Origin of the sequence: Brachybacterium sp. P6-10-X1, from assembly GCF_001969445.1 — a bacterium.
Classification (GTDB): domain Bacteria; phylum Actinomycetota; class Actinomycetes; order Actinomycetales; family Dermabacteraceae; genus Brachybacterium.
The window spans coordinates 861,138-886,869 of the sequence record NZ_CP017297.1 but is presented as its reverse complement, the minus strand read 5'-3'; the positions used below and the strand labels follow the sequence as shown (position 1 = coordinate 886,869).

The following is a 25,732-nucleotide window of genomic DNA, read 5'->3' as shown; positions in this document are numbered from 1 at the left end:
TAGCCCAGGCGGGGCTTGAACCTGCGACCGACGGATCAACGGAGTCTTCCTACGATGGCCTGCGACGATGATCCGTGAACAGGCACGTCACCGCGGGGCGAGGCGCATCGGTTGTCATCATCGATCATGTCCTCAGACCCTATGAGTGTGGCGGTGCCGGTCGGGTGGCTCGCGCTCCAGCGGACACTGCAGATCGGCTCGTATCAGACGGCATGGGCGATGCTGCACCGGTTGCGCTCGGTGCTGATCCGGCCCGGACGCGAGTCGCTGTCCGGACGGGTGGAAGTTGACGAAATGTACATCGGCGGCGAGGAACCCGGGCTGCCCGGAGGGCGAGCCAGGGGCAAGAAGGCGCTGGTGGCGGTGGCCGTCGAGACCACGGAGCCATGGGATATGGCCGGTGCCGCATGCGCATCATCCCCGACGCCCGGGCCGCAACACTGCGCGGATTCATCACCGACAACGTCGAGCTCGATACCACCACCGTGATCACCGACGGATGGACGGGCTACCTGGGCATCGACAAGGCTGGATACACCCATGACAGGCGCAGCCAGCGTGCCGCCAGGGCCCGCGGGAAGGACATCGATAACCTGCTGCCCGGAGTACATAGGGTGGCCTCCCTGGCCAAGCGCTGGCTACTGGGCACGCACCAGGGCCCCGTCAACATCGAGCACCTGGTCGGCTACCTGGACGAGTTCTGCTTCCGGTTCAACCGACGCACGTCTCGAAATCGCGGCCTGGTCTTCCTACGCGTCATGCAGCTAGCCGTCGGTCATGACCCAGTGCGCTACCGGGACCTCGTCGCGCATTCCACCCCGAAGACGATTCCGCCGACGCCGCCTGGCCGCCGGGGCCAACCGCCCAGCCTGGACCGCCCCCACGCCGCCCGAGCCTGGCGCCATGAACCGATCGACAATCAAGTCGGCTCAGATGGATAGCCCTGAAGAAGGTAAGGAGAATTTCCAAGCGAGTCCTCATCGCCGGTGCCACCGGCGTCATCGGCCGGCAGATGACCACGTCTCTGACCGAGCATGGCCACACCGTCGCCGCCCTGTCCCGCGCCCCGAAGAACGCTGCCACACCGGAAGACAGCATCCTGACCGTGCGCGCCGATGCCCTCAACGCGGCGGAACTGTCGACGGCGGTCGCTGAGGCCGCGCCGGAAGCGGTCGTGAACCTACTGACGGCCATCCCCCAACAGGTCGACTCACGGCGGGTGGACCGGGAGTTCACGCTGACGAACCGGCTGCGCACCCTCGGGACCCGCAATCTGATCGAGGCCTCGCGGGCCGCCGACGTGCGCCACCACGTGGCCGCGAGCCTCGCCTACGGATACCGCCCGGGATCAGCCGGGGAACTGAAGACCGAGGAGTCGCCGTGGTGGACCGACGGGCCGGCCTGGTTCCGCCCCGTGGTCGAGGCACTGCGGGAGCTCGAGGAACGCACCCTCACCGAAGATGGCACCGTGCTGCGCTTCGGTCACCTCTACGGGCACGGCTCCGCCTTCGCAGCGGACGGCAACTTCGCCACGCAAGTCCGCAAGCGAATGCTCCCCGTCGTCGGCGGCGGCAACGCCGTGTTCTCCTTCATCCATGCCGGGGACGCCGCAGCCGCCGTGGTTGCCGCACTCGAAGGCCCTCGCGGCACGGTAGGCGGCAGACCGTACAACATCGTCGACGACGACCCGACGCCGGTGTCATTCTGGCTGCCCGAGTACGCCCGGATGCTCGGCGCGAAGCCTCCACGGCGCGTGCCCGCCTGGGCCCTGCGCCCGGTGATCGGCCGCTACGGCGTGGCCTTCATGAACGAACTCGCAGGCGCAGACAATTCCCTCGTCCGAGAGCAGCTGAGCTGGAGCCCCCAGCACTCCAGCTGGCGCGACGGTTTCGCCGCAGAGCTCACCACCGGCTTCTCCGGTTGACGGCCCCTCCAGCGACAGGACGGCACGACGCGAGAGCGCATGCCGCGTCCGCTGGCGACAATGCCGCGTCCCGACATCACCGACGTGCCATGGCTACCTCACCGCGGCCAAGCCGGCCGCCGTTCCACAGCAGGATGGTCGTGATCGTGTAGATCACGAGGAGGCCGAGGTTGAACGCGGCCCCGTTGAGCCAGGTCCCGACCGGCTCGGGCGCTATCCAGGCGATTGAAGTCCCGATGGCCAGCAGGGAGAGCGGGTTCGCCAGCAGCGCGAACCAGCGCGGCCACGCCGTCCCGCCCAGGGCAATCCTCACAGCCAGGCCGACCAGGGCGAGCCCGAGCGTGACGATGGCCAGGTACCACGCGATCTGTAGAACCTGGTGGAATTGGCCGGCGAGGTCGAGGATCGCCTGATGCGACTCGTCAGGCGCGGCCAAGAGGGTCTTGTAGGTCATGCCGAGGTAGTAGTAGCCGGCGTGGCCGAGCGGTGCCCAGGCGTTGCCGCACAAGAAGAGGACGAAGACCGTTCGGGCCCACCAGCGCCCAGCGGGCAGCAGGGCCCGGAACAGGTGCCAGCTGCCGGCGAGGTAGAACACGATGCCGATGTTGGCGACGAGGGCACCGGCAGCGAGCCGGGTCTCGTCCGCCGAGATCATCTGGGCGGCCTTGACTGTGTCGATCCGGTCCGCGTGGGTGTCGAAGATGAGGGGGTAGTCGGCAGAGGGCGCGTTCGATCCGATGAGGAGGATGTCGCCGAGGGTCCAGAGTACCGCGCCGAGGACGCCGGCGAGCCCGGACAGTCTCAGCCATCGCGTGCGGGTGCCGCGGCCCTGCCGTTCGGCGTCGGGGCGTGTCGTGCCGGTCATGTGTTTTCGCCTTCCTGGGGGAGGGGCCCTTTGTGTGATGCGTTGGTGTTGACGGGTTCTTGAGCCATGCGCCGGGGAGTGGTCACGCTCCTGTTGAGGAGACCGCGGCGACGCCGGTGACTGCGATTGCGACCCCGATCCATTGTTTGGTGCTGACGTGCTCGTCGAGGACGAAGCGCGTCAGGGCGACGGTGACGATCGGGTAGAGGGAGCTGAGCACCGCGACCACGCCGAGGACGCCGTACGTGGTAGCCACGGCGTACAGGCCGTCGCCGAGAACGATGAGGACGCCGAGCCCGGCCAGCAGCGGCCATGGCCGGCCTGACAGTGGTCCCGGCCCGCCCGTGGTCAGGATCGCCGGGGTGAGGATGGCGACCGAGGTGATCCTGGCACCCAGAAGGGCCCAGGCCACGCCCCCTGCGCTGGCGAGGTCCATGGCGAGGAAGAACGCGCCGTGGCCCAGCGCGCCGATGACGCCGTAGAGCAGACTGGGGCCTACCGGCCCGGTGGAGGTATCGGGGGCGGGCGTGGCCATGGAGACCAGCGTGATGCCGAGCAGCACCACGGCGATCCCCAAGAACTGCTCGGAGGTGGGGACCTCGCCGAGCGCCGCCCCGGCACCCACGGCGACCACCGGTGCCAACGATCCGAGCGGGGCGACGACCGCGGCGCGACCTGTGGCCAGGCCGCGGTAGACGCCGGCCATGGCGACCACCTCGCCGAGACCGGCCAGCGCCGCGAACCCGAGGAAGCCCAGCTCGGGGCGGGGATCCCCAGCACCGAGCACCACGAGAGCCAGCAGCACGAGAGCGCCCAGGTGGGAGACCCAGAGCACGGTCAGGGTGCGGACATGGCGTGCGGCGAGCCCGCCGAGGAAGTCGGAGGTGCCGTAGACCAGGCTGGAGCCGACGGCGAGCAGACTACCGATCATCAGAAGTCGTCCATCACGACGCCGGAGGTCGCGGAAGCAAGAAGCGGAGCCCGGACGCTCACCCGCAGATGTCCCTGGTCGGGCCGGTCGGCGAGCAGCTGCTGCGCGGAGCGCTGTGCGCTGATGCCGACGTCCTCATCGATGCCGCAGCGAACCACCCGCCCTCTCTGCGCCTCAAGGGTCTGCGCGGTCAGTGCCCCGACGCTCTTATCGGCACCAGTGACAACGTAGGTGCGGTTCTCGTGGAGCAACACGACGTCTACCTTTCGGTGGTTTCTGCTTCGATGCAGCAGCAACGCCGAACACGCGACGAGATCGTGTGATCGTTCGCGCTACGGCTGCGCTGCGATGTAGTTGCCGAGATCCGCCTCGATGCCAGCGCTCCGGAAGAACTCAGCTGGCTGAAAGGCGGCTGCGTGGTGGGCCTTCTCGACTGCCGTCCCGGCTGCCGTCAGATCGTCAGTCGAGGACCATCGCACGATCGTGACGATGTTGAAGCGGCCCGGACCGGACTGTTTCTCCAGGAGAACGTCATCGAGGAAGCCGGGCTGGCTGCGCAATACTGAGTGCGTCCACCGGACGTTGGTCCAGAACTGGTCACGAGCCTGTTCAGGAACGACGAACTTGTCGACGCGATAGATGACCGTCATTGGATCTCTCCTTTGTGGGTGGGGTTTCCAGGTGCACCACCGGATCGACTGGCGCGGCGTTTCTGAGCGACCACCTCGCCGAGCTCAGCGTGGCGAGAGCGAGGAAGCGCAGGCCGGGCCGGGACGGTCCGCCGGCGAGCACTACGACCGCCAGCAGCACGAGGATGCTGAGGCGTGAGACCCAGAGCACCGTGAGGTGGCGCGCGAGGACTCCGCCGAGGAAGTCGGATGTGCCGAAGACCAGGCTGGAGCCCGCGACGTGGAGGCCGCCCATCATGAGGGGCGGACCGTCACGCCGCCGGAGGATACTGACGCAGGAGGTGGTGTCCCGATGTCGAGGACGACCTTGCCGTGGCCGTGTCCGGTCTCGACGTCTCGGTGCGCCTCGGCGATCTTCTCGAGCGGGTACCGCGCCCGAACACTGACCCGCAGACGTTCCTGCACGGCCAGGTCGGCGAGCACTTGCAGTTGCTGTGTCGAGCGCTGCGCGCGGATGCCGCGCACGCCGAGCTCGGCGGCCTGGCGGTGATCGACGAGTGTTCCGATCCGGTTCCGGTCGGCGATCAGATCGGTCAGATCCTGGAGGGTCGGACCGCCCACCGCGTCCAGGGCGGCGTCGATGCCGCCGGGCGCGGCCGCGTCGACCCGGGACGTCCAATCCTGTCCGTAGTCGATCGGTGTGGCTCCGAGCAGACGGAGGGAGGCGTGACGCGGCGGGCTCGCGGTGCCAATCACGTGGGCACCGCTCAGGCGGGCAAGCTGGATGAGCATGGATCCGGCTCCGCCGGCCGCACCGGCGACCAGCAGCGTCTCACCTCGGGTGATTTCGAGCTCGCGCAGGGCACTCAGCGCAGTCTGGCCCGAGGCCCCGAGCGCCCCGGCCTCAGTCCAAGCGATCCCGGAGGGCTTGGCGACGACGGCGTTCGTGCTCGTGACGACGTATTCGGCGTGCGTGGCCATGTGAGCCCAGCCGATCACCTCATCCCCACGGCCGAAGCTCATCACGGCGTCCCCGACGTGGTCGACGACCCCGGCGAACTCATTGCCGATTCCGGCCGGCAGTTCAGTGCTCATGCCCGGCGCCCCGGAGCGGACGAGGCTGTCGAACGGCTGCACCCCGGCCGCGACCACCCGGACCCGGACCTGGCCCGGTGCCGGTACGGGGACGGGTGCGGCGCTGATCCGCAGCACCTCGGGCGGGCCGTGCCGGTCGAACCCGGCGGCCCTCATCATGGTGACGTCTCCCATCAGTGATCACCCGGCCGCTGCGTCCGCCGCGCGGCCGGCTTCCCGCAGCCCGGCCAGGGCCGGGGCGTGCCCGGCGAGCTCGGCGAGCATGCCTTCGGCCGCCGAGCCCATCCAGTCTTTGGGGTGCAGGGCTCCCTGCTCGTCGACCAGGTCCCGCAGCGGGATGGCTACTGTCGGGGTAACCGGCGTCATTCGCAGCGGGGTCAGCACCTGGCGCAGCATCGCCACCGCATGCTGACCGGCCGAGGCCATCCCGTAGCTGACGAAGCCGACGGGTTTGTGTGCCCACTCCCAGTACAGGTAGTCCACCGCGTTCTTCAGCGCGGCGGGGATCCCGTAGTTGTACTCCGGTGTCACCAGTACAAACGCGTCCGAGGCGTCCACGATCGCCGACCAACGACGTGTGTGTTCGTGCCGGTAGCGGCGTTGGATCGGATGCTCGGGCTCGTCCAGCAGCGGCAGCCCGATCTCGGCCAGGTCCACCAGCTGCGCCTCGAAGTCCGGGTGTCCCCGGGCCTGATCCAGGAACCAGTCCGCGATCACCGGGCCGGTGCGCCCGGGTCGGGTGCTGGCAAGCACGACGGTCAGACGGTGCATGCCTTTCCTCCTTCTCCGTGTCGGCTCAGGAGAGTCGACTTGACGTGTCAACACTACGCTACGCGTTGGAGTTGACATGTCAATACGCGATTGCGGAGAATGTGGCCATGACAGACGACGACTGGCTGTCCGAGCGCGAGGGCCAAGCCTGGCGCGGCTTCCTCGCGCTGCGCGCCGTCCTGGATCTGCAGATCGGCCGGGACCTGGCCACTGACAGCGGGCTGTCCGAGGCTGACTATCACGTGTTGGCGACCCTTTCGGTTGCCGCGCAGGGGCGGCTTCGGCTGACGGAGCTCGGTGAGGGCATGCTCTGGTCGACCAGTCGCACGGCGCACCAAGTCTCCCGCATGCAGCGCCGCGGACTGGTGCGCAAGACGAACCTGCCCGACAACGCCCGGGCAGCCGTCATCACGCTTACCGACGTCGGGACGACCGTGATCCAGGCTGCGGCGCCCCACCACGTCGCCTCGGTGCGCCGTCACTTGATTGATCACCTCAGCGGCGACCAGCTCGATGCCCTGGCGGAGGCGGGAAAGGCCGTGGCGGCGAACAATCGCTCAGCTCCGGTCCAGGGTCGAGACCGAGCGCCCAAGGGCTGATCTTCGGAGGAGGGCCACGCCTTCGCCGCCTGGGGTGGCGAAGGCACCGGACCCGCTGCAGCACCGGCGTCGACAAGCGCACTCGACGCAGGTAATCACTGCGTGCTACCGTCAAACTCATGGCGACACGATCGTACCAACAAAGTCGCTCGGCGGAATCAGTCGGCGATGTCTCATTAGAGCAGGGTCATGACGAACGCCCGACCCGACGGCTGCGTGGACGGCCTGCGAGGGGGAGCGTAGCTACTCGGGATTGTGCTGCATGCCCTCCTGCCGTTCCAGGTCGACACCCAGTGGGCGGTGGCCGATGCCGAGTCCAGCCTGCTCGCTAACCCGGTCACAGCGGTCATCCACCTGTTCCGGACGACGTTGTTCATGGCGCTGGCCGGCTACTTGGTGCGATGGTTCTGCGCAAGGACGGTTCGCGTTCGTACCTGCGGGACCGGACCAAGCGGATCCTGCTTCCAGCGATTGCGTTTTATCCGGCCGTGGTCGTGTTGCGCGGTGGCTTCGCCGGTTTCGTCCGACATCAAGCGGTGTCAACTCTGGCCGACACCCTCCCAAGCCATAGCCCGGGTGGTGCTGGCTCTGGGCGACAAACGGTGTCGGATGAGACCGCCGTAGCCATGCGCGGGCTGTTTAGGCGAGTTTTGCCGAAGGCTTGAAAGATGTAGGCATATGCCTGCATGATGAGGTCATGGAAGCGGACATGGTGTTCAAGGCACTCGCCGATACCGGTCGGCGTCGGCTCCTCGACATGCTGCACGAGCGGTCGGGCCTGACGTTGGGCGATCTCTGTGAGGGTATGGACATGCGCCGTCAGTCGGTCAGCCAGCATCTGGACCTGTTGGAAGCAGCGGGGCTTGTGACATCGGTGCGTGAGGGGCGGCGAAAGCTGCACTACCTGAACCCCGTGCCCATCCATGAGATCCAGCATCGTTGGATCTGGAAGTTCGAGGAGTCGCAACTCGCGGCCCTCTCTGCCATCAAGCAACGTGCCGAGGAGTACGCGATGACTGCATCAACGACGGAGACAGTGCCCGACTACATCTATACCACCTACATCCGAGCTACGCCTGAACAGGTCTGGCACGCACTTACCGATCGTGATCTGTCCGGCCGATTCTGGGGACACTCGCAGGTCTCCGACTGGCAGATCGGAAGCAGGGTCGATCACGTCCGCGTCGACGGCTCAGGGATCGCTGACGCCTCCGGGCGGGTTATCGAGTTCGATCGTCCCCGCCGCCTCGTCTTCGGTTTCGATGACCCTCAGCGCTTCGACGACTCGACGCTTGAGCCGAGCGTGGTCGCATTCGAGATAGAGCCGGGCAGCGACATCATCAAACTCACCGTCACCCATACCTCGCTGACGAGCATGGACGAGCTCCATGGCGTCGGGCAGGGGTGGCCCGCAGTGCTGGCCAACCTCAAGACGCTGATGGAAACGGGCGATGTGCTACCGCAAGAACCATGGGAGTTTCATGCAGAGGACCGTGCCTCGCACATGGCGAAGAACGGGTAAAGTGCTGTTGGTCGAGGGACTCGTAGTCCGCCTTCTCCGAGTCCATCAACTCGAACCGTTCCGCCCGGGTGGCTTCGACGCGAAGAAGGCTGCTGCTTTTCCCAGGAACTCGTTGTCCCGCTCCAGGTCATGGACCCGCCGACGCAGCTGCTTGAGCTCTTCCCGCTCCTGTCCGGTCAAGGGCGTATCCGGGGCCGGTGCTGGATCACGACGCTCGCGTTCTTGCTGGACCCAGCGACCCAGCAGTTGCGCCCCCACGCCGATCTCCTCCACTGGCCGCGATCTCAACCCTCGTGCTCTAAATTTATCTGACAACATCTCCCACGACCACGTCGGGGCGCACGTTCGAGTAGTTGGCGACGTCTGCACTGATGTCGCCGTTCTCGGTTGCTGCGTCGAACGCTTCGGTGCTCGACACGAGCGCCCATCCAATGGCCTCGTACGGGCCGCGGGTGATCTTGTCAGCGCCCCAACTCCGACAGTCGTCGCCGAGCGCGGCGGCGAGCATCGGCATGTGCGTCGACGTGTAGTAGTCCATGTCAAACGTCGACTCGTCGGTCTTCGAATAGAGGAACGTCACCCGGATCATGTGCACAGTGTAGCAAACTGATCAAGATGGCCAATTGACCAGACCGCCATTCCGGCTTAAAAGGTGTTATAAACGATCTTCGTCAACAATGGTGTAAGTAGGCGAGATTCGAAAGAAGCTGAGTCGGATTCCCTCATAGAGGTGCAAGCCTGCCTTTCTCAAGCGAGAACCTGGCGACATTCTACGGTATCACCTCCCTCGAACTACCTGGATCGGCCAACACATCACTGCGCACAAAGTCATCCAGACGTGCCGACCCAACACCACTGATGACGGGTCCTGCCCTTTGATTGTGGACACCCTGATTCAAACATCTGCCAGTGGAAGCGAAAACATGAACCATGGCTCGGAAAACCTACTCGGAGGAGCGCCGCCGCCGGTGCCTTCTCGGTGGCCGGCGGTGTTGTGCGGGTGCTGGTGGCGACTGTGGTCGCTGTTCAGGGCAACAGCTGGTTGAGCCGCTTGGCGACGAGGCGAGTGGTGAGCTTCGGAGCAATGCGGCTGGCGAAATTCAGGAGGCCGGCGTCGCGGCCGACAAGCACGTGCATGCGACGGGCTTCGATGCCATCGAGTGCGATTCGGGCGGCCGCTTCAGCGGTGGTCGCCGAGGAACGCCTGCTGTCGGACTCGAAGCGCGAGCCCATGTCCACCCCCGAGTTGGATGCTATGTCTGTCGCTACGGAACCCGGGATCACGACCGACACGCTCACGCCGGTCTCCGAGAGCTCGGCCCGAAGCCCTTCGGTGAACAGTTTGACGGCAGCTTTCGTAGCGCCGTAGATGCCCTGTCCGGTGAGCGGGAGGAACGACGCCGCACTGGAGACGACGGCGAAGCGGGCCTCGGGCCTCGTCATGAGGTGGGGCAGGAACGCCTTGGCCACGTGGACCGTCCCGTACATGTTGACGGCTACGACCTTGTCGATCGCCTCGTAGTCGAGGTCGACGAAACGCGCAAACGGCTGGATGATGCCGGCGTTATGGATGACTCCGTCGATCGATCCGTGCCGGGCGAGCACTTGTTCCGCCACGCCCTGCACCCCGGCTCTGTCACTCACGTCGACGGCATGGGTCGACAGACGGCCACCGGCCGCGGCCAGGTTGGTGATCTCCTCGAGACCGTCCTGGCGGATGTCCAGGGCAGCGACCTGCGCGCCGCAACCCAGCAGGTCGAGGACCATTGCACGACCGATCCCACCCCCTCCTCCTGTGACGACGACTACTTGGTCTCGAAATGTCATCGTGCTCTTCCTTGCTGTCCGACCGGTTCGATGATTGCGCTCGGGTGCGTACCTAGAGCCATCTGGACGATCTCGTCAAGGTCGTCGTGGTCCTGCCCGACCCATGCGATGTGGAGGTCGGGGCGCACGAGGATGTATCCCTCTTGACCTCCTGTGATCCGCCGCAGGAGTCCGGCAGGCTCGTCATACCCGTCGACGCCGACTCGGATCACCTCCAGCGGCGTGTCAACTGCCTCGCGTCTCCGGTCGGCGACGTGGATCAGGAACGGCTCGTCCGACGCTATGTCGTAGAGCCGGGCCCGACTGCCGTCGGCGCGTGCGATCAGGGGGTTGGGCAGGCGTGCGCCGACTGCAGAGCAGCCCGGCCGCAGGAGAGGAGACTTGTCGTAGGCAAGCGCGATCATGGTCATGCGTCGAAGCAGCGCCCTGCGGATCGGCGCGACGGCGAGCATCCGTCGCACCGCCCAGAACAGGGGCATGCGCAGTGCCGCCGGGGTCTGCAGGAAGCCCCGAGTCATGAGGTCGGCCTGGCGCGTCACGTCCTTGGCTGTGACAGAGCGGCGCTCGACGTCGTACGAGGCAAGTAGCCTCTCCGCGTCGCCGCCGTGCAACGCTGTGACCAGCTTCCAGCAGAGGTTGTGCGCATCCTGGATGCCGGCGTTCATCCCGAGGCCACCCGCAGGGCTGTGGACGTGCGCGGCGTCCCCGGCCAGCAGGGCGCGTCCGACTCTGTATGTCGGTGCCGCCCGCTGGTGGAGCCGGAACTGGCTCGCCCACTCGACCTCAAACGCGCCGGCGCCGAGCGTCCGCCTCATGTGCTGCTCGACCTCCGGCTTGCCGACCTCCTCGTCGTGGTCGGGCCGTCCTCTTTCCATGTGCATGAGACGCCACGCGCCGTCGGGGAGGTGTGCCGCCACGGTCAGCCCACCGGACCCGTTCCAGATGCGGGGCCAGGGGAGCGCGTCGCGGTCGTCGTCGACGCGGAGATCCACGAGCATCGCCCGGATCGAATAGGTGGAGCCCTCGAACGGCAGGCAAAGCGCTCTGCGCGTGAAGCTTTTCGCGCCGTCGCAGCCGACGACGAAGTCGGCCTCGACCGTTCGGAGGGACTCGCCGTCGCGGCAGGTGAGCACCGCACGCTCGGCGTCCTGTTCGAGCTCGACCGCCTCGGTGGCGAACCGGACCTCGCACAGTCCGCTGGCTCGCACCGCGTCAAGCAACACTTGCTCGGTCTGCGCCTGCTCGAGGAACAGCACCCCCGGACGATCGGCCTCCGAGTCCAGGATCGAGTAGTCGATCGACACCAAGGACCGCCCGGACCGCGTATGGAGCTCGACGCTCTCGCGCAAGGTCCCCTCCGCCAGGAGTCTCTCCTCGACGCCCCATCGGCGGAGGATCTCGCGCGTGCGCAGATGAATTCCCGGCGCCCGGGAGCGCGCGTCCGTCCGTACCTTCTTCTCGACCAGGACCGACCGCACACCGTGATGCGCGAGGCCGAGCGCCAGCGAGAGCCCGACGGGGCCGCCGCCGACGATGGCGACGGGGACCCTGTCGCGCCGGTCGGTTCCTCGGTGGCCACCGATGAGTTCGGACACGATGCACGCCTCCTCCAGTAAATGAAACACGTTGCTCCGTTTGCAAATGGAGTGTAGTGTTCCAGGTGTCGATCGGCAAGCACCGCAGAGTTGGAAGGCAGGAACATGAGGGCAGACGCCAGGGCCAATCGCGACAGCATCATCGAGGCGGCGCTCGAGATGTACCGGGCGCGGGGCGGCTTCGACGTCTCGCTCCGCGCCATCGCTCAGCGCGCGGAGGTGGGGGTGGCGACGATGCACCGCCACTTCCCGGATCGCGAGAAGCTCATCATGACCGTGGTCGGGCGGCTCCACAAGAGCACGATGGCCATCGTCGAGGAGTCCCTCGCCCGGTGGGACGGCGATCCGGAAGCGGCCTGGAGGGACGCCACCCATCGCCTCGCCGCGATGGGCATTGCCCCGCTGGCGTCGAGCGGATCGGACTTCGCCGCCGCCGAGGGCCGCGCGGAAGACTTCCTGCAGGGGATGCGAGAGAGAGACCTGAGACCGATCGAGCGGCTCCTCGAAAAGGCCGCCGCGGAGGGCTTCGCGCCCGCCGACCTCGAGCCCCATCGATTCGTGGCCGGCATCATCGCCCTGTCCCGACCCTTGCCCGATCTGACCGCGAAGCTGCTGCCCGACCAGACCGACTGGATGATCGATGTCCATATCGCCGGGCTGCGATTGATGGCCGACCGGTGACCAGCGTAGGAGCACTAGAATGACAGAACTCTCCTGGACGATCAACACAGACAATCGCGGAGCTCTATCAATAGGAACGGGGCCGCCGCTGATGCTTGCCCATGGGGCAGGTGGAGGAGTTAAAGGGAACTTCGCCGCCTTAGCAACCCACTTGGCGAGTTCCCGCCATCTCCTCGGTCTGGACTATCCAGGTTCTGGGAACCGTCCGCTGTCCGACCGCCGGCTGATCCTAGAATCGCTCGCCGACGAACTGGTGGCCGTCGGAAGTTCCGCAGGATTCTCCAGCTTTCCGATAGTGGGGCTAAGCCTCGGTGCTGCTGTCGCAGTGACAGCTGCGTCGCGCCACCCCGAGCGAGTTTCCGCATTGGTGCTCACCGCCGGATTTTCCCGAGCTGACGCTCAATTGTTGGACAACATCGCGCTGTTCGAGGCTCTTGGATCATCGCCGGACCCGACAGCCCGCGCCAGACTTATTTTCCAGTCATGCTTCGCACCAGACATGATGAACGACCTCTCCCGGCACAAGCATGAACAGATAGTCGATGCTATGGCGGGAACGATCCCTTCCGGCGCGAGTGCCCAATATCGACTTTCAATGGATCTCGACATCTCGACGGTTGTCGAATCTTTGAGGATTCCTGTGCTTGTGATTGTTGCGGGACAAGACCGCATGGTTCTGCCGTCGACGTCCCGCCATTTAGCTGACCTGATCGAGGGAGCTGAGCTACGTGATTATGAAAACGCTGGTCACGCGTTCGCTGGGACCGAGGTTGAGGAATGGGCTAGAGACATAGGCGGATTTCTTGCAAGGCATCGACTGTGAACGCGGGCACACGGTCGAGATGGCCAGCGCGAAATCGAGTTCTTTGCCATTCGTGGATAGGGTTCCGTCGGCTGCGTGTATATAGAAGCTCAAGATCGCGTCCGACGAATACGCCTGGCCTGGTTAGATAGCCTTCTCGTATGCCTCCCGAACCGTGGCGGGGGTAAGTCCGCGATCGGAGACATCGTATCCATTATGCACCGCCCAGTCGCGGATCAGCTTCGTCTCGTTCCTCTTGCCCGTTCCGCGCTTAGCGCGGCCCCCGACGCGCCGAGCGGGTGACGTCCACTTCGAGAATTTCGAGCGCAGCTCGGATGCGTTCTCGTCGTTCAAGTCGATCTCGTAACGGACACCGTCCAGTGCGATAGTGACCGTACTGGTCCGACGTCGACGGGGCGGGGTGTGAAGGGGAAACCGGTCCACACCGGGAGGTCTGCGTTCTCGCGGATCAGTCCGTGGGAGATGAAGGCGTCCAGCACCGCCAGCAGCCTCTCGCCTCGAGCCCGCTCGTCCAGGAGATAGCCGAGAGTGACGCGCCCATGGTGGTGTGCGCCTCCGTGGTGCCCAGGACATGGACGACCTGCGCCGTGATATCCCGGGCCCTCGCCTGGCCGATGCCGGGGCCGGCGGTGACCAGCTGATCGAGGGTCAGGCGCAGCGGCGCCTTCTCGCCCGCCGTGGCGGCGGCGACCGGCCCCTCCCAGGGAGTGAGGATCCCGTCCGCGATCAGCTGCAGCAGTTCACCGCGGGCGGTGTGGGCGCGGCGACCGTGCTCGATGAGCTGGCGGATGTCGGGGTGTTCGGGAATGGGGTACGCATCGCGGACCTCGAAGACGTCTCGGAGGGCGGTCCATTCGATGGCCGCGGCGGCCGTGAGCGCGCGGATCGCCCGAGTGGTGGAGATGCGATCGCGGGAGTGGACCAGGTTGTATCGGTCGATAATCGACTCCAGTGACGCGCCGGCGGGCAGCGCGCGGGCGACGCGGCGGATACGGGGCGCGACCTGCGGATCGCCGATCGCCACGCGCACCTTGTCGGCCAGATCCCGGCGAATCTGGGTGGTGAGGTAGCGGATGAAGTCGACCTTGCGGGTCATGGCCGGATCCAGGCAGCGCTCCAGGCTGCGCAGGATGCGACTGTCTTCCCCGGAGGTCCCCTAGATCACACCGGTGACCACGACCTCGAGCTGCTGCGCATCCAGCGAAGCCGGCGCCACGTGGACTTCGTCGACGTGGCGACCTCCCGGAAGATCGGGAGGCCAAGAAGAACCGCTCGCGGGTGTCCAATGACCGGGATACCCGTCCCCTGCTGAACCGAATCGACGAGAACTCGTACGCGACCAGCTCGGGGGCACGCGACGTCATTGCTCTTGCGGTCGAGAACGGGACGCCGCATCAACGAACTCAACTCGATCCGATGGGCGGATGTGGATCTCGACTCCGATCCCGCGAGCGTCACCATCTCCGGCCTGGTGATGCGACGCAAGGGCGAGGGACTGAAATGGGAACCCATGCTCGAGAACGCTCTGTCGTATCGGACTCTGCCGATGACGCCTGCCGCGGTGGAGGTCCTCAAGAGGAGACGGGCGCTCCGCAAGGAGCTCGTCCGCCTGAGGTCGGCGACCGACAGTGCGTGCGAGTTCGTCTCCCCGACTCCGCGCAGACTCGGGATGCCGGATCATGACGCGATGAAGAAGTCCTTGCGACGTACGTTCGATGCGGCCGGGTTCCCGGACATGACGTTGCACTCGATCAGGCAAGTAGTGAAGCGCCGGCTCGAGGAGGCAGGCTTGTCGCGGGCCAAGGGCTCGCATTGAAAGGTGCAACAAAGGTGCAACTTGGCCGGTTCGACATCCCGAGTACCTGATCGGGATCGACTATGACCAGCTACAACGTAGCCCAGGCGGGGCTTGAACCCGCGACCGACGGATTCATGGGCAGGTAGTTTGGCGATGATCGACGGTGACTCGAGGTGCCTACGTGACCAGGTCTGGAGAGTGCCTAGCCTTCATCTTGGATCACCTGAAGGCAGGGGAGTGCCCGAACAAAACACAGAGTAGACACGCAAAGCACAGAGTAGAAACGGACCCGTGCATCCCCTGCTACATCTCCTTGCCGCCAACCGTGACCTACCCGTGACCGAGCACCAGGACCAGGACGCCATGGTGTACCCCATCGCCCTGAAGCTTGATCCCCTGGCGCAGTCGCTCACCCGCCGCCGAGGGCCGACATTTCGGGCCGTAGCGTCCTCGGCATGAACACACTGAACAGCCGTACCGAGGTCATCTTGGCCACCCATCACGCCGCCCTTGTCGACGTCGCCGAGGGAGTGGGCGTAGGCCTGCACTGCGCACCGGAGGACTTGACCCTCGAGGCGATCGAGGACTGGTGGAGATCACGGCACCTACTGGACGTCGAGCTGAGGATCCTCGGACTCGCCGTGGTCGAGCTGCTGGACGGTGGTCGCTACGTGATCGGCCGAGCGCCGTGGGGACCGGAGGACTGGGAGGACGACGTGCCGCTGGACGGTGGTCCTGCCGTGCCGCTCTGGGAGGAGCACGAGAGGCCGGCGTACGGCGTCGGCCTTCTCGAGGTCGACGGGCATCCGGCACTGCCGAGACTGTGGGAGGAGCTGGACGGAGTGCTCGAGCTCGCCTGAGGGAGCCTTCACAGAACCGTCACGTCGCCGATGGGGTCACGGATGCCCTCGTGATCGTCCCTCTCTAGTGAGAGGGGATCACAGCCGATCCTCACCTCAGCCTGGACGCGCTGGCATCTCTGCCGTGACCTGGGGAGGCGTCCTGTTTGGCGCGTCCGACTTACGGTCCACGTAGCCTACGTGGACAGCAAGAAAGCCGGAGTACGCAACCGCGGCCCCGGTCAACCCTGGATCAACCTTACGCCTGGAAGCACCGGCTGATCCGATCCGTCACCTGGAAGGTACACCACCATGACCGTCACATTCAACTCCGGCACCGTTGCCGATTCCCCCGCCGTCTACCTGAAGCCGAAGCGGGTCGAGGCCGAGTACGGCATCCCCGTTGGCACCCTGGCCAACCTTCGATGGAAGGGCACCGGTCCCCGTTATGTGACGGCAGGGCGATCAATCCTCTACGCCCGTGCGGACATCGAGGCGTGGCTGGAGGCTCAGGCCGTCGAGCCCGTGGCGGCCGGACGATGAGCGAGGACGCAAGCGCGGAGCGCGTGGCGTCCGGTAGTCCACTGCGGAGCCGTGGACACGCGATCTCGCACGAGGAGGAAACGAACAGCTACGTCGTCACCCTCGCCGGGACGGAGGTCGGCAGGTTCCCGACTCGCCTTCAGGCGCTCCGTGCGCTGGAGAACGGGACCGGGCACGTGCTGGGAGATCCTGGCCCTGTCGCCGTCGGAGAGCGGATCGACACCACGGGCCAGGAGGAGCCTGCCGAGGGCCGCAATGTCGAGCCGTCCCAGCGCCTGACCCCATACCAGCGGACGCTGGCCCATCTCCGTGCGGAGTGCGACGAATGCGCCGACGGGACGAGTAGGCCGGAGCACGTCGGACAGCTCTCCTGGCACGAGTGGGGACACCGTCTCGAGGCTGCTCCCGACACGGCTCACCCTCACTGCACCTGCGGGACCGAGCTGAAGAACGGGACGCGGTTCTGGCACTGCGGAGCCTGCCACGAGACGTTCAGCGGAGAGAAGCCGTTCATGCGTCACCGTCGCGGCCCTGGCGATGCTCGAGAGTGCCTGGACCTCCGGAACGGTGGCCCGTCTCGATACTGGAGCGACGCACGGGGCGTATGGCACTACGGACCCCGGCGTGACTCCCACCGGGCCGCTATGTCGAGCGGGGACAGCGTTCCCGATGCCGGAGCCCTCCAGCCCGCCTGACTTCCTGGAGAGCACGTCGCTCTCGATGACTTCCTACACGAACCGACCGGGCTACCCCCTGCCCGGACGAAGGAGACCGCCATGCATGACCGCGATCCGCTGGACGGCTACGTCGAGCACCTGAGGATCGAGAACACCTATCGACCGCACCTGGTCCACGTCGCCGTAATCGTCAACGGCGGGCAGACCGAGACCGACTATTCGTGGTGCCCACCGAGCAAGGCGGCACTGCAGCGGATGCTCACCCGGCCACGGGATGAGTACCCCTGCACCGAGTGGGAGCTGGAGGCCGCCATCAGTCAGGCCGTGGCCCAGGGACTCCTGGACTCCTCGAGCACTCCGGCCCACCTGATCCTCGGAGGCTACGGAGGCGGTGGCCGATGAATGCGGAAGCTCCATGGACCACGCCGAGGCCGGCCACCGTCGACGTAACCCTGCTGAGGGACGAGGCCCTATGGCTGTTGCGGGGCCGAGAATCTCTCCATCCCGACGCAGCCGTCCTCATCGCGGCCCTGCTGTTCGTCGACGACGAGGGCATCGCCGAGCTACGAAGCATGTTCTGCCGACGGCAGGACGACAACACCGAGGAGGGGAACGAATGATGGCAAGTCGAGCAAGCATCGCGGATCACGTCGAACAGCTCCAGAAGAGCGGCGCCAGCCTTGCCATGGTGCTACTCGTGCTCACGCTCCAGAATGCCGACGAGTTCGGCGTCTGGGACGTCACGGACCGACCGGGGTACCTCCGAGCCCTGACCGGGGAGGCCGAGGAGAAGGCCGCGAGCGAGGTGCCCGAGATCCGTAAGGCCGTCGAGCACCTGAAGGCGGCGGGCGCGTTCGCCGAACACGCAACCGTCTATCGGCCAATCGTCGTGATGCCCCGGCACGTGCTCGCACGCGGGGTTGGGGAGGGTCTGGAGGATCGCCGTGCAGGTGGTCATCTGCCCCGCGTCGAGGTCATCGAGGAGGGCGCGGCATGAGCGATATCGAGATCACCGAACCGGAAGGGGGCGAGGCGTTGCAGATTTGGTTGGACGGACGTACCCGCTTCGCCAAGCTGTTCGCGCATCAGGCACGTAAATTCGCCGCGACCGAGGGAATGCCCCGAGAGGTGGCAATCTGGTTCGCCGCGACGGATCGGGCCGACTCTGTGGGCCACGCGATCTTCGAGCCCGGAGAGCTGGAGTCGATCGTCGGAGGTGGCGACCGGGGAGTCCAGAGAGCCATCGTCAAGGGCAGGTCCCTGGGTCTGCTCGATGACCCAACCAACTCCCGGCACGTATGGATCAACGGTGCGGAGGACGGCTCCCAGTACGGCCAGAACCTCGCCGCGAAGCGATGGGTCCACGGGATCGGCTATCCGGGGCCGGGGAGGAACCACGGTACGCCCTGAGATCCGGTCACAATCTGACGGTTTTCTGAGCATCGTTGCTGGTCAAGGACATATCCCTTATCTATAGGGGACAGCATCTTGACCCATCCTCCAGCATCGCGCCCCGGCATCCGGCATCCGGCACGCGCCCGCACCACACAGGGCGCGTCTCCGGCACCCGGACCCGCATCGCGCACCTGGACCATGGCGGCGAAGAGCAAGTGTCAGCGAAGAACAGAAGACCAGCTAGCCCAGCGACGAGGGCGGCGAGGAGAAGAAGAAGACCTTCAGGTCCTTCTAGGCCAGGAAGGACAGGAGTCCTTCAGTCCTTCGCTGAAGCGGCGCGAAGCGCCGCCCATCCTCTTGAGCTAGCGGGGCCGAAGGCCCCACAGCTTCTAGCCCTTCAGCCCTTCGCCGCTGAAGAAGCAAGAACACGAGGACGACGAGGGCGACGAGGGAGCGAAGCGACCGAGGCGTCCAAGGCGTCCGAGTAGAAGAACACCAACAACAGGAAGTAGATCATCATGACCGCCAAGACCAAGACCACCAAGTCCCAGTCCATCCTCGCCGCCGAGAAGAGCGTGAAGGACGTCCAGGAGGCCATCGCCTCCACTCGCCGAGACCTGGAGAAGCTGGAGCAGGAGCAGACCGACCTTCAGACGCAGATCGCCAACGGCAGCTTGGTCGTCGACACCGATCGTCTGGCAGACCTGACCGAGCGGGACATCCCTCGCAAGGCCAACCGCCTGGAAGACCTCGAGCATCGCATCCTCGCCGCCGCCAAGTCTGCCCTTGATCAGGCCGAGCTCGATGCACTCGCCGACGATCAGGCCGACGGGCTGAAGGCTCACCACGACACCTACGCCGATGCCACCGAGGCAGCACGAATCAAGATCGCCGAGGGCATCGCCGAGCTGAAGGCCGCGACTGAGACGTGGGAGTCCTACTCCCTGCCCATCGTTCGCCGAGCAGACCGTGCAGGACTCACCGAGGACCAGGGAGACCCGCTGTCCCGCGTCCTCGTCGCCGGGGACAGCCGGAGCAGGCACCTCGTCGTCGACGGGGAGGACTACATCTCCCCTGGCGTCCATCTGGCCGTTGCCGAGGCCGTCAGTGCCGCTGACGAACACCTCGCCGGGACCGTGGCCCGTGGCCGCGAAGCCCGTCGCTGGGGACTGTCCGTCTCGCAGATCGGAGCCTGACCGATGCCCGTCAAGAACCGTTCGTCGTCCTCCACCACCGAGCAGGAGAAGCCCATGCACCATCTGTCCAACGTCCTCGCAGTCGCCGAGGATCTCGAGATCCCCGAGTCCCACCGTGAGGCCGTCCTCGCCGCCGTCGAAGAGTTCACCCGTGGCGGAGACGAGACCGGCACCGTCAAGGCCTACGTTGCCGGGGAGCACTCCAGCCCCGTTGTCCTGCCCTCGCCGCTGACGGTCATCCGCTGCGTCGAGGTCTCCGAGTCCGAGATTGACGGCTACCTCGTCACGGTGGCCGGAGCCCACTACAGCAACGGCCATGCCGTCGAGCATGATCTGGTCGACCTGTTCCGCAAGGGAGCCATCAAGGGCGGCGAGGGACTGAAGGTCCTTCCCCACTGGGAGGACGTGCGCATCGGCAAGGCCCATGTCGTCGGTCTGCGACAGGAGTCCGTCAAGACCCGCACCCTGCCGTCCGGCATCACGGGAACACCGATCAGCACGACGCTCCGAGTCCTCGTCGGCCGGGAGTCCGAGGCCTACGTCCCCGCTCGCCGCCGGCCGCCTGAGACCCGCGTCCTGCACACCTTCGAGCAGGTGCAGACCGGAGCGCAGGCCGTCACGCGAGGTGGCCGTGTGCGTCATCGTCCCGTGGTCGACTGATCTCCACCTGCACCACCTACGCGCCCCGTCTCTGGCATCCGCTGGAGGCGGGGCGTTCCTTTGCGTTCAGGGGGAGCCGTCAGCACCGGCGTAGAACGGCGGCATGAAGGCCCAGGGGTACCCGAGGCCCACCGAGCCCCCATACCGCTGTAGATCGCCGTCAATGGCGACGGGAACGGAGCCTGTAGCAGGACCAGGAACACCCGGAATCGACCTCACCCCTACGCGGACACCGCCGAGGGCTCGCGCGGGTACAGATCGCCCAGGAGTAGGGCGCAGAACGGACGTCAGGGAGACGAAGGCGGCGAAGCCGCTTCGCTCCCGGCAGACCTGAAGGCGGAGCCTTCACGTCCTCATGGCGACGAGGACGATGGACAGAGTCCAGCACGAGACCCAACATCGCCGGAACTACGGGAGGGTTCGCCGTAGAGGCCCCTGGGAGGGCGTAGTGGCACTGGGGAGACCCTCAGCCGTTCCCAGTGAAGCGCCCTGGGTTCCGTTCCGAGTCTCAGCAAGGAGAATCGGAGTATGCCCAAGAAGTTCAGTCCGGAGCTGCGTGACCGTGCCGTGCGCATGGTCTACGACCGCCAGGCACTCGAAGGTGGCCCACGATCGGAGTCGATCCGTGCTGTCGCGCCCCAACTCGGCGTTGGCATGGAGACGCTGAGGATCTGGTGCAACCGCTACGGGCCAGCCGAGCCCTCGGCCGGCCCCGCGGAGTCTCTCGAGGAGGAGAACCGCAGACTGCGTCGAGAGCTCGCCGAGTCCCGGCGGGCCAACGAGATCCTCAAGGCCGCCTCCGTGTTTTTCGCCAGGGAACTCGACCACCCCACGACGAAATGATCGCCTTCATCGATAGGCATCGCGATCACTTCGGGGTCGAGGCCATCTGCCGCGTCCTGGGCGCGACGGAACGTGGGTTCCTCACCTCTCGCGGATACCGTGCCGCGAAGCAGCGCCCGGCATCGGCCAGAGCGGTCCGTGACGAGGTGCTCGTCGAAGAGATCCGTCGGATTCATGCCGAGAACTACGGCGTCTACGGGTATCGGAAGATGCATCACGCGATGCGCCGTGCCGGATGGGAAGTCGGCCGCGACCAGACCGCTCGGCTGATGAAAGCTGCTGGTCTGTGCGGGATACGCCGTGGTCGAAAGGTGTTCACGACGAGCCCTGCTGGTGGCCTGGACCGTCGTCCTGATCTGGTCGAGCGGAACTTCACGGCTGCCGGACCGAATCAGCTCTGGGTCGCTGACATCACCTACGTCCGGATCCCGTCCGGGTTCTGCTACACCGCGTTCATCACGGACGTTTTCACGCGAAGGATCGTCGGCTGGGCAGTGGCCACCAGCCTCCGCACTGAGGCACTGCCACTGCAGGCTCTCGAGCAGGCCCTCCAGACCTCCCCGGCAGAAGCGTCTCGGACTGGGCTGATCCATCACAGCGATAGGGGCAGCAACTACGTCTCGCTGGCCTACTCCGATGCGCTGATCACCGCCGGAGTCCAGGCCTCGGTCGGATCCGTCGGAGACAGCTACGACAACGCCCTGGCTGAGACCGTCAACGGCCTCTACAAAGCCGAGCTCATCCACCGACGCCGCACCTGGCCCTCAGCGACCCCCGTCGAGATCGCCACTCTGGACTGGGTCACCTGGTGGAACACGAAGCGCCTGCACGAAGCACTCGACTATCGCACCCCGGCCGAAGTCGAAGCGTCCTACACTCACCCCACGACGACCGCGCCCGCGACCGTCTAACCACGGAACGGAACCCAGGGCGCTTCACAGGCCGTTCTAGGGCCAGTGGGGACACCGTGGCAAGCTTGCCAACATGCGCCACGTCTACCGGATCACCTACCCGAACGGGAAGATCTACGTCGGGATGGACCTCACCGGGACCAGCCTCTATTTCGGCTCACCGAGGAAGGCCTACATCGCCGCCGATCTGGGACCGGAAGCCTGCCGAGACCTGACCATCCGGAAGGAGATCCTCTGGGAGTCGGAGGATGCCACCGAGGCCGAGGTGCGAGCGCTGGAGCGCCACTTCATCGAGACCACGAGAGCGAATGACCCCGCCATCGGCTACAACACCTGGCCCAAGTACACGGAAGGCTGACCTCGCCGAGTCCTTCCCTACTTGCACCATGTCAACACCGCCCTTGACCCACCTTCGAAGGTAAAATCTTCCACTGGTAGGCAACTAGTCCACCCGCCAGCCATGCTCGAGAGGACCTCAAGGGCTGTTCGTGCAGGTGGTCCACACATTCCAGGCCCTCCAGGCCCTCCCGTCCGTTCGCAAGAGTGTTCGAGGATCGGGGCCAATGGGACCTGTACAGGATCTCAGGCTCTATGACGATCCGGGGGGAGTCGAACGTGCGTTCAGGGGTCCCTCCCCACCCCCCCCTCCGGCAGTGCTGACGATGAGCACATGGCCTGCATCAACAACGCCTAGAACCTTGACAACGACTCTGTGTTTTGCGTAGTCTCCTCGTCATCAACGGCACGCACGAGGAGGACGGCAGACATGGCACGTAGGGCGCTGGCGCGAGGAGAGTTCGGAGACGTCAAGCTCTCCGGCCTGATAGATGGCCGATGGGTCAAGGAGGAGACGGTCAAGGCGGAGAAGCTGAAGCCGTCGAAGTGGAAGGCTGTCGTGCTGTACCAGGACGGCAAGTCCAAGCGTCCGCGTCCGATCACTGCGGAGGACACCTCGAAGGAGCGCGCTCGCACGAGGATCACGAAGCGCATGGAGCAGGAGGAATCGAAGTCGGCCGCGCCGGAGCTGGGCAAGCGGACGCTCGAGGAGGGCGTCAAGGCCTATCTCGCCAACCTCGAGGCCGGAAAGCCGAAGCGCTCGCCGTCGACCGTGCGCACCTATCGTCAGGTCATCAATGCGTACGTGCTGCGTCCCACCTCACTCGTCAAGGGCATGCAGGTCGCCGACATCACGCCGCTGGATCTGATGCAGGAAGCGCAGGGACTTGCCGAGGAGGGCATGGTCTCTCACGTCCACCACTGCAAGGCCATCTGGTCGGCAGTGTTCCGCGAAGCCGTCATGTCCGGTGCCGTCAGCGTGAACCCCGTTCGTCTCATGGAGCCGCTGGAGCTGGAGAAGCCGGAAGTGCGGACGCACGGCAACGGGGCGCGGCATGAGAAGGATCGGGTGCTCTCGCCGGAGGAGTCCTCCGTCATCTTCCGCAAGGTCTACGAGGACGAGGACGCCGTGCGGAAGGGCATCGCCGATCTGATCCTGCTGGGGATGAGTCAAGGTCTGCGCATCGCTGAAGCCGTCTCGATCCGCTGGGAGGACCTCGATCTCGATTCCGAGAAGCCGACGCTCACCGTCGCCGGGACCCTCCAGCCCGTCAAGGGTCGAGGGATCCTCTGGCACGACTCCCCGAAGTCCGACGCCTCACGGCGGACCATTCCCCTGATGGGCCAGGAGGTGCTGGACATGCTGCGCCGTCGCCGGGAGGAGCGGACCGCGATGCCGAAGCACCACGACTCGAAGGTGCAGGAGATCCGGGACACTCACGTCTTCCTTTCGCCCAAGGGCCGCGTGCCGAACGTCGACAACATCAACAAGGACGTGCGGACGGCGCTGGACGGCGCAGGCTTCCCGTGGCTGACGTACCACGGCTTCCGGCACACCGTCTCTGTGCGGATGAAGGCGGCGGGCGTGCCGCCCATCGTCGCCGGGCGCTTCCTGGGTCACACCGAAGCCGTCAGCATGAAGTCCTACTCCGACCGGAACAGTGAGCCCATGGCCGTCCTGGGTGTCGCCGATCAGCTCGCCCTACCGGGTGCCGTTCCTGCGCCCGTTCCGGCCTGATCCCAGGACAGAACACAGAGTAAACACATAGTGGCCTGCATCGGCTCTCCAGTGGTCGGAGAGAAGATGCAGGCCACTAGCTATTTCTGGTAGCCCAGGCGGGGCTTGAACCCGCGACCGACGGATTATGAGTCCGCTGCTCTGACCGGCTGAGCTACTGGGCCGAGGCCCGCGGCGGGGCCCGGACGAACTTACCACGACAGCCCCTTGTGACCTGGCCGGATGTCGGATCCTATGCGGCTACCTCGGGCTCACACCCGTGTCGCCGCCGCGCCGCCCGTGCGGGTGTCCCCGGCCACGACCTCGGCGCGATCCCGCACCACCTGCACCGTCGGGCGCTCTCCGGCGCGGGAGGCATCCATCCAGGCCTCGAACACTGATCCGCCCGGCGCCGCGGCGCTGCGATCCAGGAGTGCGTCCGCGCCCACCGGGAACTCGATCGCCCGACCACGGAGCGCCGGGGGAGCGGTCTCGCGGGCTGCGGCGACCGCGTCGCGGAAGGCCTCGCCGGCGTTCTTGATCCTGCCGTGCTCGTCGAACAGCCCCAGGGTGTGTTCCAGCGGCGGGAAGTCGGCCAAGGAGCGGGAGACGTCGTGGGAGCACCACCAGGTCACGCCCCACAGCTCGGGGCACGACAGCGAGTTCTCGATCGTGCTGCGCACGAACCAGGGCACCTCGTCCTCGGCGAGGAGGCTGCGGGGCGCGCCGACCTCCTGCAGCCACAGCGGCCGCTGCGGGGTGGGGGAGAAGGCGCGGGCGAGCTCCAGGTAGTACTCGGTGCGGTGGGCGACCTCGTAGGAGCGGGCCCCGTAGCGCTGGCCGGTGCCGTCGAAGATCCAGGAGTGGACCACGGTGGCATCGCCGAGCCGTGCGGACTGGTCCGGGGTGAAGGCGTGATCGTCCATGAACCATGCGGCGTCGTAGTTGGCGACGGTGTGCATGCCCGCCGGCGCTCCCTCCCGTGCGGCCTCCAGCAGGGTGCTCGTCCAGCTCGCGGCCTCGGTGACCGAGGTGACGTCCGGGTCTGGGTGATTGGAGGCCGAGAACTGGTTGACCTCGTTGCCCAGGGTGAGCCCCAGGAGGTTCGGGGCGTCCGCGACGCCGGCGGCCAGGGATCGCACCATCTCGGCGGTCGCGGTTACCACCTCGGGGTCGGTGAACATGTTGCGACGGTGCCAGGTGGCCAGCCAGCTGGGGATGAAGTCGAAGCTCGAGAGGTGGCCCTGGATCGCGTCGACCACGACGTCGAGCCCGACTGCGGCGGCAACGTCCACCACGGTGCGCACGTCCGCGATCCCTCGGGGCCGGATCAGCGTGCGATTGGGCTGCAGCAGCGGCCACAGCGGGAAGATCCGCACGTGGTCCGCTCCGAGGGAGGCGATCGCCTGGAGGTCCTCGCCGACCGCATCCGCATCGAGGTCGAGCCAGGAGTGGAACCATCCGGCGCGAGGCGTGTAGTTCACGCCGAAGCGCGGGGCCGAGGAGAAAGCGGAGGCGGGGGAAGACATCGTCGTCCTTCGGTCGGTCGGAGCCG

Annotated in this window: 29 protein-coding genes, 1 tRNA gene and 1 pseudogene; 19 read left to right on the top strand and 12 right to left on the bottom strand. The window is 66.2% G+C overall.

Features of this window, described 5'->3' with window-relative positions:
• Positions 1-317: 317 nt before the first annotated feature.
• A pseudogene (locus tag BH708_RS04060) lies at positions 318-941 on the top strand (IS1595 family transposase); the annotation flags it as partial.
• Complete coding sequence (locus BH708_RS04055) at positions 938-1,924, top strand: NAD-dependent epimerase/dehydratase family protein (RefSeq protein ID WP_371330005.1); 987 nt, start codon at positions 938-940, stop codon at positions 1,922-1,924. The pseudogene BH708_RS04060 and the gene BH708_RS04055, both read left to right, overlap by 4 nt.
• A 76-nt stretch (positions 1,925-2,000) precedes the next feature.
• On the opposite strand, the gene BH708_RS04050 is transcribed toward BH708_RS04055, so the two are convergent.
• Both BH708_RS04050 and BH708_RS04045 read right to left on the bottom strand, forming a co-directional pair.
• On the bottom strand, positions 2,001-2,789 hold the full coding sequence (locus BH708_RS04050) for a DUF6796 family protein (RefSeq protein ID WP_076806828.1): 789 nt from the start codon (positions 2,787-2,789) through the stop codon (positions 2,001-2,003).
• Between the two features lie 82 nt (positions 2,790-2,871).
• Positions 2,872-3,720 (bottom strand): DMT family transporter, encoded by an 849-nt coding sequence (locus BH708_RS04045; RefSeq protein ID WP_076806826.1) that lies wholly within the window; start codon positions 3,718-3,720, stop codon positions 2,872-2,874.
• Positions 3,721-3,788: 68 nt separating this feature from the next.
• On the opposite strand from BH708_RS04045, the gene BH708_RS20095 reads away from it, so the two are divergent.
• The gene (locus BH708_RS20095; protein WP_216639499.1) at positions 3,789-4,043 is read left to right on the top strand and encodes a hypothetical protein; all 255 of its coding nucleotides are present in this window, start codon (positions 3,789-3,791) and stop codon (positions 4,041-4,043) included.
• 9 nt (positions 4,044-4,052) lie between these two features.
• Here the strand turns inward: BH708_RS20095 and BH708_RS04035 are convergent, their stop codons facing one another.
• From BH708_RS04035 to BH708_RS04025, 3 genes are all read right to left on the bottom strand, one after another.
• The gene (locus BH708_RS04035; RefSeq protein WP_076806823.1) at positions 4,053-4,370 is read right to left on the bottom strand and encodes an antibiotic biosynthesis monooxygenase; all 318 of its coding nucleotides are present in this window, start codon (positions 4,368-4,370) and stop codon (positions 4,053-4,055) included.
• Positions 4,371-4,643: 273 nt separating this feature from the next.
• A complete protein-coding gene (locus BH708_RS04030) occupies positions 4,644-5,618 on the bottom strand; it encodes an NADP-dependent oxidoreductase (RefSeq protein WP_216639498.1) in 975 nt (324 codons plus the stop codon).
• Between the two features lie 6 nt (positions 5,619-5,624).
• A complete protein-coding gene (locus BH708_RS04025) occupies positions 5,625-6,215 on the bottom strand; it encodes an NADPH-dependent FMN reductase (RefSeq protein WP_076806822.1) in 591 nt (196 codons plus the stop codon).
• A 107-nt stretch (positions 6,216-6,322) separates the two neighbouring features.
• On the opposite strand from BH708_RS04025, the gene BH708_RS04020 reads away from it, so the two are divergent.
• Both BH708_RS04020 and BH708_RS04015 read left to right on the top strand, forming a co-directional pair.
• Positions 6,323-6,814 carry a MarR family winged helix-turn-helix transcriptional regulator gene (locus tag BH708_RS04020; RefSeq protein WP_076806820.1) on the top strand — a complete coding sequence of 164 codons (492 nt, stop codon included), beginning with the start codon at positions 6,323-6,325 and terminating at the stop codon, positions 6,812-6,814.
• A gap of 697 nt (positions 6,815-7,511) precedes the next feature.
• Positions 7,512-8,336: a metalloregulator ArsR/SmtB family transcription factor gene (locus BH708_RS04015; protein WP_076806818.1), complete on the top strand. Its 825-nt coding sequence runs from the start codon at positions 7,512-7,514 to the stop codon at positions 8,334-8,336.
• A gap of 304 nt (positions 8,337-8,640) precedes the next feature.
• Here BH708_RS04015 and BH708_RS04005 read toward each other — a convergent pair whose 3' ends face one another.
• From BH708_RS04005 to BH708_RS03995, 3 genes are all read right to left on the bottom strand, one after another.
• On the bottom strand, positions 8,641-8,925 hold the full coding sequence (locus tag BH708_RS04005; protein WP_076806815.1) for an EthD family reductase: 285 nt from the start codon (positions 8,923-8,925) through the stop codon (positions 8,641-8,643).
• A gap of 437 nt (positions 8,926-9,362) precedes the next feature.
• Entirely contained in the window at positions 9,363-10,163 is an 801-nt protein-coding gene (locus tag BH708_RS04000) for an SDR family oxidoreductase (RefSeq protein WP_076806813.1), read from the bottom strand.
• Positions 10,160-11,758, bottom strand: a complete 1,599-nt coding sequence (locus tag BH708_RS03995; RefSeq protein WP_172805735.1) for an NAD(P)/FAD-dependent oxidoreductase — start codon at positions 11,756-11,758, stop codon at positions 10,160-10,162. Before BH708_RS03995 ends, BH708_RS04000 begins: the two co-directional genes overlap by 4 nt.
• Positions 11,759-11,863: 105 nt before the next feature.
• On the opposite strand from BH708_RS03995, the gene BH708_RS19735 reads away from it, so the two are divergent.
• Positions 11,864-12,439, top strand: a complete 576-nt coding sequence (locus BH708_RS19735) for a TetR/AcrR family transcriptional regulator (protein ID WP_076806810.1) — start codon at positions 11,864-11,866, stop codon at positions 12,437-12,439.
• Positions 12,440-12,458: 19 nt separating this feature from the next.
• Entirely contained in the window at positions 12,459-13,262 is an 804-nt protein-coding gene (locus tag BH708_RS03985; RefSeq protein WP_076806808.1) for an alpha/beta fold hydrolase, read from the top strand.
• Between the two features lie 123 nt (positions 13,263-13,385).
• On the opposite strand, the gene BH708_RS03980 is transcribed toward BH708_RS03985, so the two are convergent.
• Both BH708_RS03980 and BH708_RS20245 read right to left on the bottom strand, forming a co-directional pair.
• Positions 13,386-13,685: an Lsr2 family protein gene (locus tag BH708_RS03980; protein ID WP_076806806.1), complete on the bottom strand. Its 300-nt coding sequence runs from the start codon at positions 13,683-13,685 to the stop codon at positions 13,386-13,388.
• 25 nt (positions 13,686-13,710) lie between these two features.
• Positions 13,711-14,358: a hypothetical protein gene (locus BH708_RS20245; protein ID WP_076806804.1), complete on the bottom strand. Its 648-nt coding sequence runs from the start codon at positions 14,356-14,358 to the stop codon at positions 13,711-13,713.
• A gap of 267 nt (positions 14,359-14,625) precedes the next feature.
• On the opposite strand from BH708_RS20245, the gene BH708_RS03970 reads away from it, so the two are divergent.
• The 12 genes from BH708_RS03970 (at position 14,626) to xerC (ending at position 24,198) form a co-directional block, all read left to right on the top strand.
• A complete protein-coding gene (locus tag BH708_RS03970; RefSeq protein WP_076806803.1) occupies positions 14,626-15,078 on the top strand; it encodes a tyrosine-type recombinase/integrase in 453 nt (150 codons plus the stop codon).
• A gap of 437 nt (positions 15,079-15,515) precedes the next feature.
• Entirely contained in the window at positions 15,516-15,920 is a 405-nt protein-coding gene (locus BH708_RS03965) for a hypothetical protein (RefSeq protein ID WP_157235730.1), read from the top strand.
• 291 nt (positions 15,921-16,211) lie between these two features.
• The gene (locus BH708_RS03960) at positions 16,212-16,442 is read left to right on the top strand and encodes an AlpA family transcriptional regulator (RefSeq protein WP_076806799.1); all 231 of its coding nucleotides are present in this window, start codon (positions 16,212-16,214) and stop codon (positions 16,440-16,442) included.
• Between the two features lie 776 nt (positions 16,443-17,218).
• On the top strand, positions 17,219-17,521 hold the full coding sequence (locus BH708_RS03950) for a hypothetical protein (protein WP_076806796.1): 303 nt from the start codon (positions 17,219-17,221) through the stop codon (positions 17,519-17,521).
• A complete protein-coding gene (locus BH708_RS03945; RefSeq protein WP_076806794.1) occupies positions 17,518-17,739 on the top strand; it encodes a hypothetical protein in 222 nt (73 codons plus the stop codon). Before BH708_RS03950 ends, BH708_RS03945 begins: the two co-directional genes overlap by 4 nt.
• Positions 17,736-18,116, top strand: a complete 381-nt coding sequence (locus BH708_RS03940; protein ID WP_076806793.1) for a hypothetical protein — start codon at positions 17,736-17,738, stop codon at positions 18,114-18,116. The genes BH708_RS03945 and BH708_RS03940 overlap by 4 nt, the downstream gene beginning before the upstream one ends.
• Positions 18,113-18,529 carry a hypothetical protein gene (locus tag BH708_RS03935; protein ID WP_076806791.1) on the top strand — a complete coding sequence of 139 codons (417 nt, stop codon included), beginning with the start codon at positions 18,113-18,115 and terminating at the stop codon, positions 18,527-18,529. Before BH708_RS03940 ends, BH708_RS03935 begins: the two co-directional genes overlap by 4 nt.
• Before the next feature lie 503 nt (positions 18,530-19,032).
• Entirely contained in the window at positions 19,033-19,710 is a 678-nt protein-coding gene (locus BH708_RS03930) for a hypothetical protein (protein ID WP_076806789.1), read from the top strand.
• Positions 19,711-19,713: 3 nt separating this feature from the next.
• Entirely contained in the window at positions 19,714-20,370 is a 657-nt protein-coding gene (locus tag BH708_RS03925) for a hypothetical protein (protein ID WP_076806787.1), read from the top strand.
• Positions 20,371-20,898: 528 nt separating this feature from the next.
• A protein-coding gene (locus BH708_RS03915; RefSeq protein ID WP_253705390.1) for an IS3 family transposase occupies positions 20,899-22,124 on the top strand; the annotation gives its coding sequence in 2 pieces (ribosomal slippage) (positions 20,899-21,184 and positions 21,184-22,124; 1,227 coding nt in all).
• 73 nt (positions 22,125-22,197) lie between these two features.
• Positions 22,198-22,482 carry a hypothetical protein gene (locus BH708_RS03910; RefSeq protein ID WP_076806784.1) on the top strand — a complete coding sequence of 95 codons (285 nt, stop codon included), beginning with the start codon at positions 22,198-22,200 and terminating at the stop codon, positions 22,480-22,482.
• 408 nt (positions 22,483-22,890) lie between these two features.
• Positions 22,891-24,198: a tyrosine recombinase XerC gene (gene xerC, locus BH708_RS03905; RefSeq protein ID WP_076806782.1), complete on the top strand. Its 1,308-nt coding sequence runs from the start codon at positions 22,891-22,893 to the stop codon at positions 24,196-24,198.
• An 87-nt stretch (positions 24,199-24,285) separates the two neighbouring features.
• Here xerC and BH708_RS03900 read toward each other — a convergent pair.
• A tRNA-Ile gene (locus BH708_RS03900) sits at positions 24,286-24,362 on the bottom strand.
• 87 nt (positions 24,363-24,449) lie between these two features.
• Entirely contained in the window at positions 24,450-25,706 is a 1,257-nt protein-coding gene (locus tag BH708_RS03895; RefSeq protein ID WP_076806780.1) for a glycosyl hydrolase, read from the bottom strand.
• Positions 25,707-25,732: the final 26 nt, after the last annotated feature.

Excerpts from the sequence above, each read along its gene's own strand:
- BH708_RS04050 (WP_076806828.1), bottom strand. The coding sequence starts at position 2,789 with ATGACCGGCACGACACGCCCCGACGCCGAACGGCAGGGCCGCGGCACC.
- BH708_RS19735 (WP_076806810.1), top strand. The coding sequence starts at position 11,864 with ATGAGGGCAGACGCCAGGGCCAATCGCGACAGCATCATCGAGGCGGCG.
- BH708_RS04000 (WP_076806813.1), bottom strand. The coding sequence starts at position 10,163 with ATGACATTTCGAGACCAAGTAGTCGTCGTCACAGGAGGAGGGGGTGGG.
- BH708_RS20245 (WP_076806804.1), bottom strand. The coding sequence starts at position 14,358 with ATGACCCGCAAGGTCGACTTCATCCGCTACCTCACCACCCAGATTCGC.
- BH708_RS03895 (WP_076806780.1), bottom strand. The coding sequence starts at position 25,706 with ATGTCTTCCCCCGCCTCCGCTTTCTCCTCGGCCCCGCGCTTCGGCGTG.
- BH708_RS03965 (WP_157235730.1), top strand. The coding sequence starts at position 15,516 with ATGAACACACTGAACAGCCGTACCGAGGTCATCTTGGCCACCCATCAC.
- BH708_RS04020 (WP_076806820.1), top strand. The coding sequence starts at position 6,323 with ATGACAGACGACGACTGGCTGTCCGAGCGCGAGGGCCAAGCCTGGCGC.
- BH708_RS03960 (WP_076806799.1), top strand. The coding sequence starts at position 16,212 with ATGACCGTCACATTCAACTCCGGCACCGTTGCCGATTCCCCCGCCGTC.
- BH708_RS03935 (WP_076806791.1), top strand. The coding sequence starts at position 18,113 with ATGAGCGATATCGAGATCACCGAACCGGAAGGGGGCGAGGCGTTGCAG.
- BH708_RS03925 (WP_076806787.1), top strand. The coding sequence starts at position 19,714 with ATGCCCGTCAAGAACCGTTCGTCGTCCTCCACCACCGAGCAGGAGAAG.
- BH708_RS03940 (WP_076806793.1), top strand. The coding sequence starts at position 17,736 with ATGATGGCAAGTCGAGCAAGCATCGCGGATCACGTCGAACAGCTCCAG.
- BH708_RS03985 (WP_076806808.1), top strand. The coding sequence starts at position 12,459 with ATGACAGAACTCTCCTGGACGATCAACACAGACAATCGCGGAGCTCTA.
- xerC (WP_076806782.1), top strand. The coding sequence starts at position 22,891 with ATGGCACGTAGGGCGCTGGCGCGAGGAGAGTTCGGAGACGTCAAGCTC.
- BH708_RS04025 (WP_076806822.1), bottom strand. The coding sequence starts at position 6,215 with ATGCACCGTCTGACCGTCGTGCTTGCCAGCACCCGACCCGGGCGCACC.
- BH708_RS04030 (WP_216639498.1), bottom strand. The coding sequence starts at position 5,618 with ATGGGAGACGTCACCATGATGAGGGCCGCCGGGTTCGACCGGCACGGC.
- BH708_RS04015 (WP_076806818.1), top strand. The coding sequence starts at position 7,512 with ATGGAAGCGGACATGGTGTTCAAGGCACTCGCCGATACCGGTCGGCGT.
- BH708_RS03930 (WP_076806789.1), top strand. The coding sequence starts at position 19,033 with ATGACCGCCAAGACCAAGACCACCAAGTCCCAGTCCATCCTCGCCGCC.
- BH708_RS03950 (WP_076806796.1), top strand. The coding sequence starts at position 17,219 with ATGCATGACCGCGATCCGCTGGACGGCTACGTCGAGCACCTGAGGATC.
- BH708_RS04035 (WP_076806823.1), bottom strand. The coding sequence starts at position 4,370 with ATGACGGTCATCTATCGCGTCGACAAGTTCGTCGTTCCTGAACAGGCT.
- BH708_RS03910 (WP_076806784.1), top strand. The coding sequence starts at position 22,198 with ATGCGCCACGTCTACCGGATCACCTACCCGAACGGGAAGATCTACGTC.
- BH708_RS04045 (WP_076806826.1), bottom strand. The coding sequence starts at position 3,720 with ATGATCGGTAGTCTGCTCGCCGTCGGCTCCAGCCTGGTCTACGGCACC.
- BH708_RS20095 (WP_216639499.1), top strand. The coding sequence starts at position 3,789 with ATGTCCCTGGTCGGGCCGGTCGGCGAGCAGCTGCTGCGCGGAGCGCTG.
- BH708_RS03945 (WP_076806794.1), top strand. The coding sequence starts at position 17,518 with ATGAATGCGGAAGCTCCATGGACCACGCCGAGGCCGGCCACCGTCGAC.
- BH708_RS04005 (WP_076806815.1), bottom strand. The coding sequence starts at position 8,925 with ATGATCCGGGTGACGTTCCTCTATTCGAAGACCGACGAGTCGACGTTT.